The 19,284-nt window shown below is 38.7% G+C and carries 10 protein-coding genes; all 10 read right to left on the reverse strand.

Translation table 11 applies throughout. The features are described from left to right. Nucleotide 1 precedes the first annotated feature (1 nt). The 10 genes from SBH76_RS09775 to SBH76_RS09820 all read right to left on the reverse strand — a co-directional run bounded on the left by SBH76_RS09775 (nt 2) and on the right by SBH76_RS09820 (nt 19,153). Entirely contained in the window at nt 2-352 is a 351-nt protein-coding gene (locus SBH76_RS09775) for a hypothetical protein (RefSeq protein WP_317977678.1), read from the reverse strand. 7 nt (nt 353-359) lie between these two features. Beyond that, the gene (locus SBH76_RS09780) at nt 360-1,052 is read right to left on the reverse strand and encodes a cell wall hydrolase (protein ID WP_317977669.1); all 693 of its coding nucleotides are present in this window, start codon (nt 1,050-1,052) and stop codon (nt 360-362) included. Between the two features lie 460 nt (nt 1,053-1,512). Further along, nucleotides 1,513-1,941: a hypothetical protein gene (locus SBH76_RS09785; protein ID WP_317977670.1), complete on the reverse strand. Its 429-nt coding sequence runs from the start codon at nt 1,939-1,941 to the stop codon at nt 1,513-1,515. Nucleotides 1,942-1,954: 13 nt separating this feature from the next. After that, complete coding sequence (locus SBH76_RS09790) at nt 1,955-2,149, reverse strand: helix-turn-helix domain-containing protein (RefSeq protein ID WP_317977671.1); 195 nt, start codon at nt 2,147-2,149, stop codon at nt 1,955-1,957. A gap of 140 nt (nt 2,150-2,289) precedes the next feature. Next, nucleotides 2,290-3,681 carry a CAP domain-containing protein gene (locus SBH76_RS09795; protein ID WP_317977672.1) on the reverse strand — a complete coding sequence of 464 codons (1,392 nt, stop codon included), beginning with the start codon at nt 3,679-3,681 and terminating at the stop codon, nt 2,290-2,292. A 21-nt stretch (nt 3,682-3,702) separates the two neighbouring features. After that, entirely contained in the window at nt 3,703-4,713 is a 1,011-nt protein-coding gene (locus tag SBH76_RS09800) for an asparaginase (RefSeq protein WP_009663574.1), read from the reverse strand. Between the two features lie 137 nt (nt 4,714-4,850). Next, nucleotides 4,851-9,629, reverse strand: coding sequence for an N-acetylmuramoyl-L-alanine amidase family protein (locus SBH76_RS09805; protein WP_317977673.1), 4,779 nt, complete (start codon nt 9,627-9,629; stop codon nt 4,851-4,853). Between the two features lie 14 nt (nt 9,630-9,643). Further along, a complete protein-coding gene (locus tag SBH76_RS09810; RefSeq protein WP_317977674.1) occupies nt 9,644-16,720 on the reverse strand; it encodes a cell wall-binding protein in 7,077 nt (2,358 codons plus the stop codon). 589 nt (nt 16,721-17,309) lie between these two features. Then, nucleotides 17,310-18,080, reverse strand: coding sequence for an ABC transporter ATP-binding protein (locus tag SBH76_RS09815; protein WP_317977675.1), 771 nt, complete (start codon nt 18,078-18,080; stop codon nt 17,310-17,312). Then, the gene (locus tag SBH76_RS09820) at nt 18,077-19,153 is read right to left on the reverse strand and encodes a FecCD family ABC transporter permease (RefSeq protein ID WP_317977676.1); all 1,077 of its coding nucleotides are present in this window, start codon (nt 19,151-19,153) and stop codon (nt 18,077-18,079) included. The genes SBH76_RS09815 and SBH76_RS09820 overlap by 4 nt, the downstream gene beginning before the upstream one ends. Nucleotides 19,154-19,284 lie beyond the last annotated feature (131 nt).

A 19,284-nucleotide genomic window follows, 5' to 3' on the forward strand; every position in this document is an offset into this window, starting at 1 on the left:
TTTATTTTGTAGGTGGCTCAATTAGCCCAAGAACCATTAATGCCATGTTATAACCCCTGACCTGATGCTTAAATGGTGATACTTTGATTGGTGGTTTTATTATCGGTACAGGATTCTCATTTACTCTTTCTTTGTCGACTGCTGCCATTATTCTATTGAGTCTTTGTCGTTCGGCTTCTATGCGTTCAGGAAGGTTCACAAGACCTGCCAGTTTGTTTAGTAGCTCAATATCTACTACTCCACTTAGTGTCTGACTCACCCTACTCCATTTCATCTTCCCCCAGCTTTTTATGATTTGGAATTGAGTACTGTCAGCCTCTTTTATTAATAACTGCCCGTTTTTTAATGCCATCTTCACATCATTTACCTCCTTTTTCTGAATAAAATGTGTGATTTCCATGTGTGAATAACTTTGTAAGGTTCTTAGAATGCCAGGTCTCCTTATTCGTGTTTCTTTCAAAATATAAGGCTCCTTCGCTTTCATCCCATCCATCTTCCACCATCTCTAAGGCTATGTAGCAATCATCATTTGGAGTTACTTTGTCGTATCTCCCATTTCTTGTTGGAGTGAATTGGTTTTCTTGGAAAATGACATCTTTTATTGTGTCTGGGAAGCTATCAGATTTTACTCTGTTCAGCACCGTCCTGATCACTAATGCCTTGCCGATAACATCTTCCCCTTCAGCTTCGGCCATTGCTATCTTAAGTAGCATATAGTCATCATCTTTTCTGAGGTATTCAGGCGTTTCAGTTTCAGTAGATTCTAAACTTTTAAGATACAAATCTCTCTCAGCTTCTGCACTTGCTGCTTCACTTTCCTTCCAAGCATCTCTTTCTCTTGCTATTTGCTCATATTCATCTACTGTTACCCATATCCCTTCCGCCACTTCCACTTGACCTATATCACTTTCTACAACTTCCTGATCATCAACTACATTCGCTTTTTTATCTATGCATGACATCAACCATCCGGATATCCCTAAACAAAGACCTAAGATTAAAACTTTTCTTAAAACCTTGTTCTTTCTTTTTCTTCTCACTCTCTTTCTCATCTCTACTCCTTTAGTTATCCACATTCATATTCACTCACTTATCCACATTTAAACTGTTTTAATTTATCAGCGATAATCCATTGACTTTATGGATGCAACCTATTTTGCTTTCTAGGCTCTTGGGCCTGCGCTGGAACAGTTTCTCCAAGGGTTTTGAAGAAGAACCGTTCCTTTTGCTCCCTGAGTATCTTTGGGTTGCTGCATAAGGTTGCCTGCAGTACGAGTCATTTCAGACTTGTCATCGGATTTATAATGTCCCCACACATCCAGACTTGTTCCGATGTTCTCTCACTGTGTGTTATCTGCCTCCGAGCCGTTTTTATTTTACTTGGACTTGCGCTCCCTATTCCAATGACGACAATTTTCCATACAGGCTTATTTCCATTTGCCGGGACGATTTATCGCATCGGCTCGTCCACACCATCGTTTTTATACTGGTCGAAGCTTCCCAGTTCGTTCTCTATTCATTTTTTGGTATGATGCATACACATCTGATCTGTTTCTTTGTGTTTGGATCCGGAACGGATAAAGTATAATTAATCTTACCCTTGTCTATTCCACTTCTTATAAATCCTTTCTCATACAGATGCTTTCTTGCGTATCTTGAGCTGACTCCTTTTAAACTACAGTAAGTGTTAAACTCTGAAGTAGGTATTCTGTACTCTGATTCACTCATCTCCCTATCTCTTATCAGCTCTTTTACAAAGTCCTCTGTATCAATTAATGCCGTCTGCCTGCTCAGTGCTATCCACTCTGAAAGCTCATCAAGGCCATTAATCTCTACATCCGCCTTTTCAAATACATCAAGTATCATCGGTATTCGCTCATTCGGAGCCGCTGCCAGTATCTTAGCTATCTGAATAGCTGTTTTAATATCCAGTGTTTCCATATAGTCTCCGAACTTAGATTGCCTGCTGTGCCTTGTCTGCACTGTATGGCTCTCCACCTCTTGCTATTTCTCTGTACATGGTCGTTGAGTGTACTCCCATCAGAAGTGCCATCTCATCTATCGTTTTACCTTCTTTGTACAGAGTTTCAATCTTTTGTCTATCCTCGTAGGTTAGACGCTTATAAGTTTTTCTATGTCTTACCCTCACATTCTCACCTCCTTATTTTGGGTAAAAAAATAATGCGTCAGAGTTAAACTCCAACGCATTATCGTTGTTTTTATATAAAAAAAGATAAATGCGAATCGAGTTATACCTCTTTTCGCATTTATCTTATTACTTTACGGTTTTTATGGATGTATTACTTCATATCCTTCAATGTCATAATAACCTGCCGGATCTTCATCTCCTCCAAACCATACATGAGAGTAATTTTTATCCATAGCCACTCCCATAGTTGTTATAAATGACCAATCACTGTCTCCTATTATTACCTCATTGTGGCCTGAAGAACTCTTCCATAAATCAAGAGCCAACTTAGGATCTATTCCGATACTGTGGTATACGGATATTTCATATCCTGCTCCCGTATAGTCCGTCAACTCGCTTGGCTTATCCCACATGATTTGTGCATGTTCATGATCAGGTGTGTATGCTCCACCTCTCCAATTGCCGTTATTAGACCAGCTGTGAAGATTGCCCTGAATACCTCTATCATCAAGCTGAAGTCTTGGTGTGTAATCATGTGAATCTTTTACATGGGCTCTTGCAACACTTGTAAGAGATTTTGAGAATGACAACTTGGAAAGTCCAAGGCTCTCTCTGTACTCATTTATTAAATAATATAAATTTGCCTCAGCTTCACTCAGTCCGTATTCTCTAAGTTCTCTGATAACTCTTGCTCTTTCACTTTCTCCGTCAACATTATCGTTTGTAATTACAGTTGTAGGAACATTTGTAACGTTGCCGTCATTAGCACCTGGCACTACTTGATTTGTAGTGTCATTGGCATCATTAGCACTCGGCACTGCCTGAGTTGCAGTATCATTATTTTGGTCGGCAGTCGGTCCGATATTATTTGAATCAGAAGCTGTAGTGTCAGCCACAGGTCCGATATTATCATTTGCATTTTCAAAGAGATTTGAAGTATCAGCTTCTACTACATTATTCTCACCGGATACCTCTTTGAAACCTTCATCAGCCAAAGAATCCAATGTCTCTGATACAGTGTTATTTTCAGTAGATACCTCTTTGATACCGTCACCGGACAAAGAATCTACATTATTTCCCAAAACTTCACTCTTATAGTAATCGCTTAACTCCGCTCCCGGACCAATCAAGCTTTCCAATTCTCTTTTATCAACAGCCGGCTTGTGAACATTGACAGTAATACCGGTCTGATTTGCAGCTAAACTCTCTTCTATTCTCTCACCGTTTTCAAGTACATAGTGACCATCAGGTGTCATTGCACTTACAAGCATTGCACCGTCAGAACCCAAATAATAGTTTTCCACCCATGAATCTTCCACCATGTAACCGTTATCATTAAAATAATACCACTTTTTATTTATGTTTTTCCAAGAATCACTCGGGTATGTGCCATCGACCTGCCTATACCACCACCCTATATCATTTTGCCTCCATCCCTCTAAAACAGGAGGTGATGCTAAAGCAATCATTGATAATAAACAACTTGTAAAACAAACAAAAATTAATCCCAAGATTTTCTTGCTTAAACCCATTTCAATCTCCAAAATAAAACTTTACAGTCCTTCAAAGGCACATAATATATCATAATTTACTTCTTCATAGAAAGCTCTTCTAAGGTCGGAATATGATGTGTATCTTTTCAACAGGACCATCAATTTCGTAATTGTTGCTTCCAATGTCATATCATATGCCTCTATTAGACTGAAATCTTTTTTGATTTTTTGACCTACCTGATAAATCTCCATATTTGAGCCCTCATTTACAACCTGAGTCGCCATGACAATGAATTTGCCCATTTCCTGCCACTTCTCCATCTCTTCATAGAATTTATCAAGCATATTGTCGGGTATACCCCCAACTCCGAAACTCTCTATAATAATGCAATCATAGTTATCAAATAAATATCCAAGCATGCCCTCTTTCATACCCGGAATCATTTTTAATACACATACCGAATCACTTAAGTCAAGGAAGAATCTTACCCTCTCTCTCATAGGTATGTATGGAATGTATCGTATTATGTGTTTTTCCTGGATTCTTGCAAGTACCGGGAAATTCACACTATGAAACGCATTGAATGATTTTGCCATCATCTTCTTTGCTCTGGTACCGGCAATTACATTACCGTCAAATACCAGAACAACATTCTGAGAATAATCATCACATGCATAGAGAATACTGTCTCTTAAATTTAATTTTGCATCTGTACCGTCTGTACTTATCGGCTTTTGAGCTCCTGTAATAACTATAGGCTTTCTGGAATTTTGTATCATATAGCTGAGAGCCGCCGAAGTATATGCCATAGTATCCGTACCGTGTAAAATCACAAATCCGTCATAGGAATCATAATTTTTTTCAATAGCTCTCGCTATATCCTGCCAGATACTCGGTGTAATATTTGTAGAGTCAATATTGCAAACCTGCAATACATCTATCTCACAAAGTTTTTCCACTTCAGGTACAAATGTCAAAATCTCAGGTGCCGAGAGTGCCGGTGACAATCCCTCACCCATTTGCTTTGAAGCAATTGTTCCACCTGTTCCTATTACTAAAATCTTCTTCATGGTGTACTCCTTATTCGATATATTAGAATACATTCAAATAAGGCAAAACTCAAGTAGAATAATTACCCTATTTTAGGTAATACGCCCCGAACGAATCGAGGCGTTCACCATTTAGTCTGAAAATAGATCAGACAATATTATTGCCATGCTCCGTCAGCATTTACATGAAATCCGTCAGGAGTCTCTTCGTTAACATACATAGAACCAAGTGGTCTGATATCCTTATTGTCTCCATAGTTCCAACGACCTGTAGCATTGTCAAAGAACCATGTCTGAGCCGGTGGATTAGGATTGAAGAAATACCAGTTTCCATCGATCTTATCCCATGAAACATGCATATGACCGTCGTTTCTATCAAGGAAATACCATCTTGTATCATCAGGATCATGGTGCCATCCCTTGATCATCTCACCAAAGAAACCGTCATGATTCATTGAAAGATAATACCACTTGCTTGTATCTCTGTCTAAGAACCATCCGCTATCCATGATACCGTCCTGTTCAAAGTGATACCATTCAACCTTTGTTCTACCCTCAAAAGTATAACTGAGTAATTGCCATCCTGTTACTCTCTCACCTGTTGTAAGCTTAAAGATCCACTTTGAATTATCAAGATTCTTAGCTGCTTCCTCAGGATTGATAAGTTCCCAGTTTCCGCCTACGCCTACCGCAATAGGTGTTGATCCTGACCATGTGTTTGCTCTTGTTCTTCCTGCATTTGAAGCGGCACCACCGCCACCTGAGCTTCCACGACCGCTTCCGCCGCCTGAAGAGCCACGACCACGACCGCCGCCGCTTGAAGAGCCGCCACCGGTTGACTTTCTTCCTGCATTTTTCAATGCAAGCTCAAGTGCATCAAATGCAGCCTTTAATTCAGCTGTAGATGACTTTCTGTTTGTTTTTGTAAGTACAGCCTGTGCAGCATCAATTGCCATTTGTAACATTCCTGTATTGGCAACTTTTGGAAGTTCAATATTGGCCTGCTTTATAAGATCGTCAAGGTCTCTTGCAGCCTGAGCTCTATCTACTCTGTCATTTGAGAAATAGAGATATACTGTAGCATCAGACAATACTCTTGTAGTTGTATCTGTAGGTACAAATGAATTTCTGTCATCACTAACACCCTCATAATGCCATGTTATACCGTTATTGTCCACATAGTCATTTGTAATGTTTGCTGTGTACAAAGACGCGAAATCTTCTATTACTCTTGTAGGTGCAATATTAAGTGTGGAAACAAAACTGCCATCTCTTGCATCTCTTACTATAACTTTTCTTACATCATCAGGAAGAGTATATCCCCAAGCATATGTTGAACCGTTTGAAACTGTAAGTGAGAACTCTCCTGTATAAGAAGGTGATGTGAAATCAACTCCTGTAAACGGGTTTATTGTATTACCGGCTGCATTTGAAGGTGATGCAAGGCTTCCGCCAAGCTCATAGAATCCATAGCTTCTGTTTCCAAGTAAAGCGCCTGTCTCAATATTTGCATCAAATGTAATATTCGCTCCGGTAGGATCTACATAGTTTTCCCAATTTCCTGTAACAGGATCCTTCTTTTGCACATTGAATGTCATAAGGAATACAGACCTGAAGCTGTCATCTGTCTCAAATGCAATAGCATTTCTTGTGGCTGTAGGTATGCTTGATTTTATAATTTGAATTCTAAAATCTCCGGCTTCATTTACTACAGGATAAATAACACCAACACCCTGGTTTGAATTAATGTTGTCAATGTAATCCTTTGACCATGTATTACTTGCTGATATCGGTGAAAATACTGTCTGTAATGTAACAGGTACATTAGGCATAGTGAATGTAATTCTATCTCCTACAATATTGTAGTTTCTAAGACCTCTAACCACATTCCAGCTCTGGAAATTCTTACCTGAACTATCTATAGGAGCCGCCTTTATTTCTACTTGTGTCCCTTCAGCTACACCCTGTAAAGGGTTTCCGACAGAAGCATTTGCGCCGTTAATTCTCACAAAAGTATACTGTGGATTGGCATCTGCAATAAGTGTTATATCATTACTTGGATTTACTATAACAAGGTTTGCAGTGCTTACAGTTGTAGGTGATGTTGTAGCCTGTCTGGTAACAGGATCTGTTGTGGTTCCTGTCGGCCTTGCCACTATCTGATAATTTACATCAGGATCAAGGTTGTCAAATACAATATCATTCCCTGAAGGAGTTGTAAACTGATAAACTACACCGTTTGGTCCTATAAGTGCGTAATCTGTATTTGCAGATAAAGGTGATATTGTAATTTTTGCTTTACCACGATTATTCGGATCAGCTTGTGGCTGAGGATTTATTGCTGTAGGTATTGTGGTAGATGTCGGTGTTGAAACATCACTGTTTGGAACAGGCCTTCCTACAGATACCACCGCCGTCGGCAAAGCTGTATATACCTGATAGCTCTGTCCGGGGTTGAGCGAACTGTCTGTTATCTCACCGGCTGTAGGTACAAGATTTGCCCCGTTCACTATTTTTACAACATTTCTCGTAATAGGATCGACAATTACATAGCGAAGCCTTGAATCAATAGATGAAGGATTTATCTGTATTGAAGGTGTTCCGTTACCCGGGTGTAATTGACCGTCAGCTATAGGTGCATTTGCTACAAGTGCTGTGGTAGGCTGTGCAAATGCTGTAAAAGTCTGTCCGTTCAAATTGTTAATAGGCGTGGTTGCATTAATAGGATTAAAGTTTCCGTCAAACCACTGTACAGTATAACCCGGATCAGGGTTTACTGCAGTATAGGCACTTAAATCACCAAAAGTAAGATTTATAGGGTTTCCGCTTGCATCTACATTTGCAATCTCCGCATCCTGACCCAATGGCAACGGAGATATACGACCGCCTATATTAAAATGATAAGTATTAAAGTTACTTGGTATTTTTGTAAACTTAGCAGTCAAGGTAATTGTATTTTTACTTTTTGGAATTCCTGTAACAGTCTGAGGTGTACCAAGATTTAAGTTCACCTGTTGTGAGCCAAGTTCGGATGATGTTTCCCAATGATCGAATCTATATCCTGCATTAGGAACAGGATAATAAATCATATCACTTGGTTTTATATCAACATCATAAGTATTACTTGTACTTGACTGATTAAGCCTTGACAGATTAATTACGGCATCTGTATTTACATTATAATCTGCAGCTGTAGGAGAATTTGCAACTTTTATACTTCCTCCGGCTCCGTTTATCGGGATAAGTTGAACTATAGCTGTAGGATCAACTGCATATGTTACGATTATCTCTTTATTTTCGATAGGACCTGTTGCAGCAGTAGACAAATCAAAGTTCTGATTTGTATCACTCCAGCTCGAATCAATATTTGCTATAGCTGTCTGATATGAGCTGCTCCATGTCGCAGTACCTCCGTTTAACTGTGCCTTCGGATGATCGGTACCATATTTATAATTAGCTACCTTAGGTACAGGAATCTGAATATTATAACTTCCGGCATTGTATCCGGCCTTAATTTTTAGGTATTTTGCCTTACCTGTACTACTGTCCACTTCCTTATATTTGTTACCGTTAGCTGTTCCCGGTGTGGTAGGTAAAGCCGGATTTGTTTTTTCATACTCTGATACTATAAAGCTTGTTATATCATTTCCCCTGTCATCCATATACCTCACAGTAAGTGTAGTCTGATATGCAGAATTGATATAATACTTATAAGTTATTTTTATATCCTGATTCGGCATCTGACCGGTAATCTTTCCGAAATCCGGAGATGAATATACCGTATTGACTTTCAGTCCGTCATATGCATGTGCTCCCGAACCTGCATCACCTGAAAGCAGTGTTGCATTGGCTGCAGTATTACCGTCTTTAATATTTTTCTCACTTGTAATATGACTTATTACCGCTCCATCATAAATATATCTGTCGGCCGATGTAGCATGAGCCGCATCCTTTTTACTTATATCTTCATTCAGTTTTATATTCTTTGCGCCGATATCAGTAAGTGCAGCCTCATAATATAAACCACCTACTACTCTTCTGCTTCTTTTTGATAAAACACTTAAAGCATTATCCTGATATATCTCATCAACTACTTCCAAAGCCTTTTTTACGTCTTGGTTTACATTGTAATTAAATGTGATTTCAGTATCCTTATTTACCATGGTACCGCTTAGGTTTTTATTATTATCCATAGTAAAACCTGCATCAGTAGCATTAAAACCTGTAAATTCTGTAGAAAATAAAGGTGAGGTATTAGGATTAAAGAATTTAACAGTATCATCTGCATCGGTATTGGTTATCTTAAACCCGTCAGGTACTATAGGTGACTGCGGTATTGCCTCTAATACATTTTTTGTTGTATTAGAATCTGCCGGAAGTCCCGGAACATAAACATTATTATCTGCAGTATACTTTACTTTTAAATTATAATTTTTACTTGGATCAGCTTTAAGTTTGGCATAATAAGTTTTTCCGTTACTTGGATAATTCAAGCCGTCCATTCTCCACAAACCGAATCCATTTTCCTTATCAGTCATCCAATGCTCTATCGCATAGCCGTCAAGTCCCATATCATCCCAAGTTTTACCGTCCAGTTTCCTTGTATTTGCATTATTAAAGGTTCCGTTATCGGGATTACTTGTATCCGGTTTTACAAATGGAAGATATACATAGTGATTGGTATGATTTACTTCCATTCCATAAAAGTCTCCACTACCTGAATCTATTAAAGTATTTGGAGTACCCCCCGGGATATTAACATTTTGTACAATATTTTTTATTGATGGGTTCAAGTCGGTAAAATTAAACTGAAAGTCTGAACCTGTTGGAGCACCCGGCTGGGTAACCGCTGCTCCCCAAACCGGCAAACTTGCCGGCTGGGTTGCTAACATTGTTCCCACCAATAGGGTCGCAATTTTTCTTTTCATTATTTTCATATTTTTCTCCAATATCACTGAAGTCTCTCACCATTGGCATTTACAGTGTAGCCGTCAGGTGTTTTTTCATTTTCATACATGGAGCCATATGGTCTTGAAGATGTCTTTACATAATCCCATCTCATATCAGCAGAATTCCACTCATATGTAGGTGCAGGAACCACAGGATTGAAGAAATAGTTCTTTCCTCCAATATTTTGCCATCCTGTAAGCATAGCACCTGAATTATCCATATAGTACCATCTTCCGTCTTGAGGATCCTTATGCCATCCTCTAGTCATTACACCATTGTCTTCATTCATGTAATACCATTTATTTGTATTTGTATCGAGTACCCAACCAAGAACCATTTGACCTTCAAGAGCTCCCTTCACGGTATTCATAAAATACCAGTTCTTTGTAGAAGGATCTTGCATCCATCCGGTTACCATAGTTGACTTTGAGTCAAAGAAATACCATCTGCTTACAAGGTTTCCATGACTGTCAGGAATCTGAATCTTTGCCCATGAAGAGTTGAGTGGAAGTCCACCGTTAAGAACAAAGCTCCATCCTCCGGTTACAGGATTTGTCTCCCATCTACCGTCAGTTCCCAAAACAAAGCTTGTTACATTACTTCCCTCAAGAGAAGCCTTATTGCCTATTGTATTCTTTTCTCCCGGTGTTAGAAGTATAGAACCTCTTCCTGCAGAAGAATTACCACCGCCGCTTGCACCGCCGGTTCTTCTGTTTCTGTCAGCAATTCTACCGTTAGATATATTGCTGTATCTGTTAATAACATCAAGCAATCCGTCAATAGCTCTTTGAAGCTCAGCATAGTTTGCCATTCTTCTGTGATCGATACCGTCTTTATCCAAGATATCTCTAGCCCAAGCTAATGTATCCATAGCTTCCAATATCTTTTCTCTGATAGTATCAGCCTCACCGGCCTTCAGATAAGGATCACCAAGTAAATCCTTTGCTGTTTGAATTGTATTTCCAAGATCCACTCTGGCTTTATCTACCTTAGGCTTGTTATTTTCATAGTAAGCATAGATAGTCATAGCCTTTGTAATATTCATTGAAGGATCAAATACTGAGAGAGAATTCTCCTTCTTTGACCAATTCTTATAGTTGTATTCCACACCGTAAATATCTTCAAAAGGTGTTACAAGATTTCCGGCAGTTTCTCCGTCCGCATATGCTTGTACAAGAGAATAGTCAAGAGAATAATCCGCATCCTCCACAGCCTCTTTTCTTCTAACCTTAAACTTATGATAGAAGTTTCTGCTTGTATCATTCAAGTACTGATAGTCAAGTACCGGCTTATTATCCACAAATACAACCTTAAATATCTTTGAATAAACCAAAACATAAGTATGGTTCAGATTTGCAGTAAATTTAAACAATCCCGCATTATTATCAAGGTCTCCTACATACCTCATGGCAACAGGTGTACCTGTAGTCACATCAAAAATCTCATAGTCAAGCTGATCCGTATCTGCAGCCGGAAGCTGTGCTGTTACATCAATGCTTGCATTTGAATCTGTAGCTCGTCCAACCTTTCTTCCGTCAACATATCTCTCAAGCTCTATGTCAAGAGCATATGCTGCCGTATATGCATCAGGATGATCCACACCTGAAATAGAAACAGGCTTTACCAAAGCGCTTTCAGCATTGCTTGCATCTCTCTTTGAGAATATAACTCTATAGTCAACCTTGGCTCCGTTTATACCAATCAAAGACTGATCCTGTGGTGTTGTAAGATCATGTGCCAGAGCAGGTATCTGATTCGGATCAAGTCCGAACTCTCCTACCGCACCGCCTCTGATTTCCTCATCGGCATCCGCATCATCAGCTGCAATCTTAGGCAAATCATATACCGCCTTGAAAACAATATTTGAGTTTGACATTGTAAATGAATAGTCATTATCAAGTATCTTTCCTGTAACTCCCACAGCTCTACCTGCAAGTACCTGCCAGTACTTAAAGTTGTATCCTGCAGAATTCACCATATCTGCATGCAGATTTACCAAATCACCGGCCTTAGCCTCATCAAAGCTTCCTGCATTTACGCTGTTAGCTCCAACCATTACAACTTCACCGTTTACAGCTTCTACAATATACTTCGGTGCATCTGCCATATCTCCCGGGTTAGCTGTAATTGCATTTCCATCAGGTAGTTTGCTTAGAGGATCAGGTATTGATGTATCACCCTTTCTTCTTGCAACTACTGTGTATGTCTCATTAGGATTAAGGTTTTTAAAAGTAACTATTGAAGGATTTCCAGATGAACCGATCCATCCATTGTCACTTCCCGGATAATTTACAACATTTCCGTTTTCATCAATAAGTGCATAATCCGCATCAGGATCGGCAGGATTTATAACAATCTGAGCCATTCCGTCATTCTCAGGATCATAACCTATACTATAGTTATTCTCAACTGTAGGAATATATGTGTCTATAGGTGCTGATATATTACTGCTTGTAATAGTTGAAGTAGGATTTCCTACAACGGCAATAGTATCAGGTGTACCCTCTTGCACATCATAGTGTGCCCCAGGAATAAGATCCGGAACATTAGTAATGCTTCCAATGGCATCACCTGTGACCACAGCCACTATTTTTCCGTTCTTGTCACTTATAACATATACATTTCCCGGTGTTGTACCGTTTATTCTGATTTCACCGCTTCCATCATTACCAAGATGACCTGTCGGAACTATAGAACCTATAGTAAGTCCCCATGTAACAGGATCCTTAGTAAAGTTTGCATAGTATGTAGCATTGTTTACAAGCGGACTTGTTGCAGTCATTGCATTGTTTGCACTGTCACTCCAGTTGGCAAAGTTGTAGTTTACTACAGGAATAGTGCTTGGTAAATCACTTTGAATCTGTCCCCATGTATAGTCATATGGCTTATGAAGTGTATTAGGTGTTCCGACACTTCCGTTTGCATTTGCGGCAAAGTTTATATCAATCCACATAGAAGGATCTTCAACAAATTTGGCATAAAGTGTAAGCGGTGTGCTTCCTGCTGTAGCTGTATCTGAAGGAAGCGGATTGTCAACTACAACAGGTATAGTTGCGGCAGCATCCATATACCAACCGTCAAACTTATAATAGCGATTAGCTACCGTTCCAGGTATACTTCCCTGAGCATTGAGCTTATTAAATGTATCTGCTTTACTGTCACCTAAAGGTGTTCCGTCACTTCCAAGGAATGTTGTTGGAACTCCCGGTAATAGTGCACCTATACTACCTTCGTTATTTGGAGAAGCCGCTACTTGGAAGTTAATAGCTCTCCACTTATTCGGATCACGGCTAAGTTTGTAGTCAACACCTATAGGTCCTGTAGCTGAAATAGGCATGGCCCCTGTTAATGCACCGTCAGTCGCATTTACACTTCCCCATGTAGAACCTGAAGGATTAATATCTGCGGTTGAGTTGCTGTCCCAGATATATCCATATAACTTATCTCCTACCGTAGTTCCTATTGCAGGTATTTGCATATTTGTAATAGGAGAACCCGGTGCTATGGCATCTACACTGCTTGCAAGTACACTGTTCGGTACTTCTCTGTCAAAGAATCTACGAACAAGATTGTTTGAAGAGTCAGCAGTATAAATATATGTAATTTCTACATTCTGATTCGGCATATGTGCAGTGAACAGTCCGTTTGTCTGATCATTTAATGTTATAAAACCTGCACTGTCAAGACCTGTCTTATAATTTGGGAATGTTAAATCCTCATGTCCTCCCTGTACTATACTAAAGGATGTATAATTATATCCTGTAATTGAAGTATCAGGCTGACTTGAGAAAATCTGTTCCGCATTTAAAGAACCGGTTATATCAGCCGCCAATGTATTTCCTGCACTGTCACGGTGATGAATAGTATAAGTAAATGTATCATCAGTGTTTACCTTATATCTGTATGTAAGATCCACACCTGTTGTATTCATAGTTGCAGTCAAATCTCCTTGAGAATCTATACTTCCTGCAGAATACGGATTAAGTACTCCTGTATTGTATATATATCCTGCTATAGATGAGAGCGGACTGCTAGTAAATTGTTGTGTAAAGCTATATTGTCTAGGTGGTTCGGTTCCAAAGTCTATCGGCAATGCAACATTTGAGTTCTTATGTGTTACTGTAAAGTTATGTAATGTAGGATCAGGTATCCACTTTGCATAAAGATATACATTACCTGCTGTAGTAGGTGCAGGGAATGTTGCAGGATTTCCTACTCCTGTAAATGCAGCGCCGTCAACATCTCCGGCATCAAATTCTTTATTACCGTTTATATCGGTATATGTAAACCATCCGCTAAATACATAACCGTACTTTGTCGGTGTCGGTATTGTTCCCAGAGCCGTAGTCGGTGTCGGTATTGTTCCCGGAGTCGGAGTCGATGCAACGGTATTCTCTTCCATATTTGCTATAGTATTACCACCCTTTGAATCAAAATGGTAACGTACAATATTTTTCTTAAAGTACACAGTAATATTTACAGGGTTGGTGCCCATTGTACCTATAATGTTTCCGTTCGGGTTGCCTGATGTATCGTTTTCTGAACGTACAGTTGTTACTACAGACGGAATATCAACTCTGTCAAATACATATCCTGAATAATCAACTGTAGGAGTAGTTGTAGGAGTAGTTGTAGGTGTATTTGTAAGTGTAGGTAAATCATATTTTATATTTGCACCTGCCGCATATGAAGTTGTATACGGGTTTGCTAAAAGTATATGATCATTTCCTGTAAAGCTCATATTTCCAAACGGAATGCTGTTTCCGTTCTCATCTGCATAGTTTAGTGTAAAGCTATATACAGGAGCCTTCAAGTATACAACGTTTTGTAACTGATTCGTTCCACCGTTTATAGTTGTTCCTGTTCTTACCTGTTGTGATATATTTCCAGGTGCAATTGTCTGTCCCGGCTTATCTGCAGTAATATTGCTTATTGAATATGGAAGTGCCACAGTTCCTCTTCCTGAGTAGTCCAGTACTGTACTACCCTCAGTATTTGAAGAAGGTAGTCTTGTTTGGTCTGCTTCATTAACACCAACACTTCCGGTAAACTTGGCACCTTCCGGTATATACAAATAGTTTGCACCAAGACCTATATTGGCATTAGTTGTTGTATTTGTAGTTGTATCTGTAGTAGTGTTTCCTGTTACATTTACATTTCCGGCGAGTGTAAACGGGTATATAGTTGGTGTTGAACCGGTAATAGCCTTTGCATTGGCCAGACTTACAGCAGAAACATTATTATCAGATTCGTTAGCTGTAATATTTACAGTACCTGTACCTGCATTTGCTGCTACTACACCATCACCTCCAACATCTATAGCAGAAGCCTTAGCAGTAGTTCCTTTAACCTTGTTATTTGTCAGTGTAGTTCCTGCCTTTAAATTAAGTTGGCCTTCAACCTTTACCAAAGCACCTGTAACATTGGTACCTGCTGCATCAGTTGCAGCCTTGTTACCATCTATCTCTATATTTGTAAGAGTAAGTGTCTTTCCGGCAGGAACCTCTATAAGATCGCCGGTGAAATTATTCTTACGAATAAGCTTCTTTGCCGGACCGTTAGGCATATCTTCCGGATGAGTGCCATAATAACCTGGAGCATCTGACACACTCATCGAACCTATCTTATCATATAAACTGGTTTGTATTGTAAGACTCTTTAGATCCGGTGCATTGTCCCAGTTAAGTGTTGCAGGCACCTCGGTATCATCCATTACATAGATATATGCCTTCTCGGTTTTACTGGCTCCTATCGCATCTATAGCAGCCTGTATTGTCCTATATGGTCTAGTTATATACCCGGTTGGAGCACCATTTTGATCAATATAAGTAACACTACCGTCCGGTTGATAATCAATACTACCATCTGCCTTGGTTTTAATACCATAAGTAGGATCTACATAGTAAACCGATACTCTCATAGATACTTCAAATGTGGCACTCTTTGTCTCTCCCGGTGCCAAATCAAAAAAGGCTGAAAAAGCTGCCGCGGAGTCAAAACCCTGAACCAATGAATCTTTAGACTTAGCAAATGCAAAACCTGTATGATATACAAGGTCTCCTACTGAATTTAAAGGCGTATACGGATATTGTCCTGCCCAAACTCTGCCGTCTCCTGACTTTACTTTTACATCAAAATCAGATAGTTGGTATTTATTACCATTATTTGCCATCATATGAAGATGTGTTCCACTCTGTGTAATCAATATAGGTGCTTCATCATGATTATATAGGAATGTATCAGACTCATTACCTATCATAAACTTTACAGGATAACCAGTTGTATTGGCTACTGTATATGTTACAAGCAAGTTTTTATCATCATCATCAGGTTTTATTTCCTGACGGACTTCAATATTTGTTCCTGAAGGTTTTCCCGGAACTTGAAGTTGTGTAACACCACCGTTATATGTAGCAGGGAAAAGTTTTACAGGAAATGTATTATCAAAATACTTTGCTCTCCTACCTGTGGGAGTCATAACAACACTTTGAACGTTACCCTGCATTGATGCTTCTGTTGGAGTAAATCCATCTGTATTATAAGTTACATATGGATCCAAGTATGTAAGTGCGGTATCTGTATCATTTGGTCTCAGTTCTCCAAATCCATAATATGTAGCCCAATAATTCCTTCCATAAGCAGTACGTACTGTAGTATCATATCCTTTTTCCGATCCCCCTCTGGATTCGTCATGTATTACAGCTGCAATATTAAAAGAGTTCTTTTGCATAATACTGTCAGATACCAATGGAAAACCATTTTCAGTTGGTCCTACTACAGGATTCTGCCATGTATCTTCCGGATTATAGTTAGTATTTCTACCACTCAACCCCTCTCCCATCTTCTGAAACGTAAATCCTGTAGAAGAAGAAGATCCATAACTGACACTATTATTTCCTGAACCTGTAGTATCCATATATGGATATCTACCACCACCATTAGGCGCTGTCAAACTTGTATTCGGCACCAAACTGGTCGCCTTTACTTCCATCTCCCCAAAAGGCAGCGTGGTTGCCACCATTAAAAAGGACAGTAGACCCGCCAACAGTCTTTTACCCTTGTGATTATTCTTTTTCATATATCACCTCTATTTGTCTTTTCGTACAAAATAAAATCATTATCTTGTTATCCTCCATGAAATATAAAGAATCTAAAATCGTATTTTTTGCGCCTTAAACAAGAGTTTCCTACCTAGCCCAAGTAAGTTACCCTTGTTTTTATTCGCCAAATAAGGGTTTCTTACCTAGCCCAAGTAATCTGCCCTTGATTTCATATCCTTTATTTACCTTTGTTTGCCCTCTTGCATAGACAAACTGCCCAATTAAATTTAAAACAATCTTTTTAATAAAAAGAATGAATTTTGCTTATATGAATCTAGCCCTTATCCATATAAACAAAGACTACATTTTATTGCATTCTTGCTTTGCAAAAAATGAAAATTTACCCGATTAACCCTACACCTCCTTATAACAATTAAATTTGATTTTATAAATCCTTACTATTCTACTCTATTTTATTATTTTTTGGAACTATCAAATGATACATTGAAAGTTTTTTTCTTAAACTTTTCTTACTTTTTATAGTTATAGTTATTTTTAATGCTTTTTATAAAGCAAAAAATAGTGCAAATGATAATCTCATTCACACTATTTATTATCCTGTGTCTTTTACAGCTCCGGCATAAAGATTATATTCAGTCTGCCTGTTTTTTCATTTTCTATTATCATCGTATCTATATCAAAAAGTGCCCTAATATTTTCTCTTGTCAACATCTCTTTCGGACTTCCTACATCAAATATTTTCTTGTTTTTCATCAAAACAAGTCTGTCACAATATGTTGCCGCTATATTAAGATCATGCACACAACAAAGTATTGTCAGGCTTTGTCTTTTTAGTATATTCATAATTTGATACTGATATCCTATATCCAAATGATTTGTAGGTTCATCCAGAAGTATTAAGGATGCTTTCTGGCTCAATGCTCTGGCAAGCAATGTTCTTTGCTTTTCTCCACCTGATAATGAAAGAAAATGTCTGTTTTCATATCCTGAAAGTCCTACTTCCTTGATATATTCGCTTACAATTTCTCTGTCTTCTTCACTGCTTCCTGAGAAAAGTTTTTGATGTGCAAATCTTCCAAGCATTACCATATCATAAACCGTCATATCAAAATCCACAATATTTTCCTGTTGCATTACTGACATCTTTTTTGCTGTTTTCCTGTTGGACAGTTTTGACAGATCCTCCCCGTCTATAAATGCCGCACCGCTGTCCGGAGTAAATACCTTATAGATATTTTTTAGAAGTGTAGACTTACCGCAACCGTTAGGTCCTACAATACCTACAAACTCTCCTTCTTTTACGCTTATATCAATACCGTCAATTATGATTTTTCCGTCAATGGAATAAGTGATTCCCTTTGTTTCAAGTTTTTTCATCCTCTTCCTCCGTTATGAGATTTTTTAATTAAGTATAAAAAGAACGGTGCTCCAAAGAATGCTGAAACAACTCCTATAGGCAATTCTTCCGGTGAAATAACAACTCTTGATATGACATCAGCCACCACAAGAAATGTTCCTCCCACCAAAGTAGCAGCCGGTATAAGTCTTGTATGCTTGCTTCCAACAATTGACCTTGTAATATGTGGAATTGTAAGTCCTACAAATCCGATTACTCCGCTGATTGAAACAATTACACCGGTGAGCAATGTTGCCACCAATATCATTATCAGCTTCAACTTTGAAGTGTTTACACCAAGTGTCATTGCCACATCATCACCCAAAAGCATTGCATCAAGCATTTTTCTTATGGAATATATAACTATAAAACAAAGTAAAAATGTAATGCTTACGTATAAAAGCCTTTCCCATGTTGATCCGCTCAGTGAACCCATCATCCAGTACTGTGCGGTTTTTACTTTATCCGAGCCTGTTCTTTGCATATAAATCATCAGATTTGTTGCAGCTCCGAAGAGCGCGGCTACCGCTATTCCTGCAAGTATAAGCTGTGTTGCCGTTATCTTATTTCTTATTTTTGCTATATTAAGTGCAATGATTATAGAAATTACAGCACCTATAAATGCACCAAGCATTGTACCGTATGGACCGTAAAAAAACAAAGATCCGTACATTATCATAAATACCGCACCTGCCGATGCTCCCTGTGAAATACCGAGTACATACGGATCCGCCAATGTATTCTTTGTTAAAGCCTGCATTATAATTCCACAAAGTGTAAGTCCTGCTCCAACAAAGAATGCAACGAATACTCTCGGGAATCTGATATCCCATACTATAGATTCAATACTTTTATCCCATGTGACTTCCACTACTCTCCTACCACTGAATTTATTGGCCAAAAATCCCGCAATGTCCTTCAGTTCAATGTCCACACTTCCTAAAATGATTGATATTACTATTGAAACACAGAGTATCAGTACCATAATTAATATAAATCCTAAATATGTACTTTTTGACTCAAGCGGTAAAAAGTGTTTTTTAAATTTTGACATATTAATCTCCATTCCGCGGTCAAGCCGCGGCACAAATAGTAATGAAAGTATTTTACATCTCAACTCTGTGATTTAAAATAGATAACAAGAAGCTATACTACAAAGCACGTGAGGAGAAGTTGTAAAAACTT

The sequence above is a fragment of the Lachnoanaerobaculum sanguinis genome (genome assembly GCF_033242365.1).
GTDB classification, from domain to species: Bacteria; Bacillota; Clostridia; order Lachnospirales; family Lachnospiraceae; genus Lachnoanaerobaculum; species Lachnoanaerobaculum sanguinis.

What these genes read in the sequence shown, in the direction of transcription:
- SBH76_RS09775 (WP_317977678.1), bottom strand. Translation starts at nt 352, where the DNA reads ATGGCATTAAAAAACGGGCAGTTATTAATAAAAGAGGCTGACAGTACT.
- SBH76_RS09780 (WP_317977669.1), bottom strand. Translation starts at nt 1,052, where the DNA reads ATGAGAAAGAGAGTGAGAAGAAAAAGAAAGAACAAGGTTTTAAGAAAA.
- SBH76_RS09785 (WP_317977670.1), bottom strand. Translation starts at nt 1,941, where the DNA reads ATGGAAACACTGGATATTAAAACAGCTATTCAGATAGCTAAGATACTG.
- SBH76_RS09795 (WP_317977672.1), bottom strand. Translation starts at nt 3,681, where the DNA reads ATGGGTTTAAGCAAGAAAATCTTGGGATTAATTTTTGTTTGTTTTACA.
- SBH76_RS09800 (WP_009663574.1), bottom strand. Translation starts at nt 4,713, where the DNA reads ATGAAGAAGATTTTAGTAATAGGAACAGGTGGAACAATTGCTTCAAAG.
- SBH76_RS09805 (WP_317977673.1), bottom strand. Translation starts at nt 9,629, where the DNA reads ATGAAAATAATGAAAAGAAAAATTGCGACCCTATTGGTGGGAACAATG.
- SBH76_RS09810 (WP_317977674.1), bottom strand. Translation starts at nt 16,720, where the DNA reads ATGAAAAAGAATAATCACAAGGGTAAAAGACTGTTGGCGGGTCTACTG.
- SBH76_RS09815 (WP_317977675.1), bottom strand. Translation starts at nt 18,080, where the DNA reads ATGAAAAAACTTGAAACAAAGGGAATCACTTATTCCATTGACGGAAAA.
- SBH76_RS09820 (WP_317977676.1), bottom strand. Translation starts at nt 19,153, where the DNA reads ATGTCAAAATTTAAAAAACACTTTTTACCGCTTGAGTCAAAAAGTACA.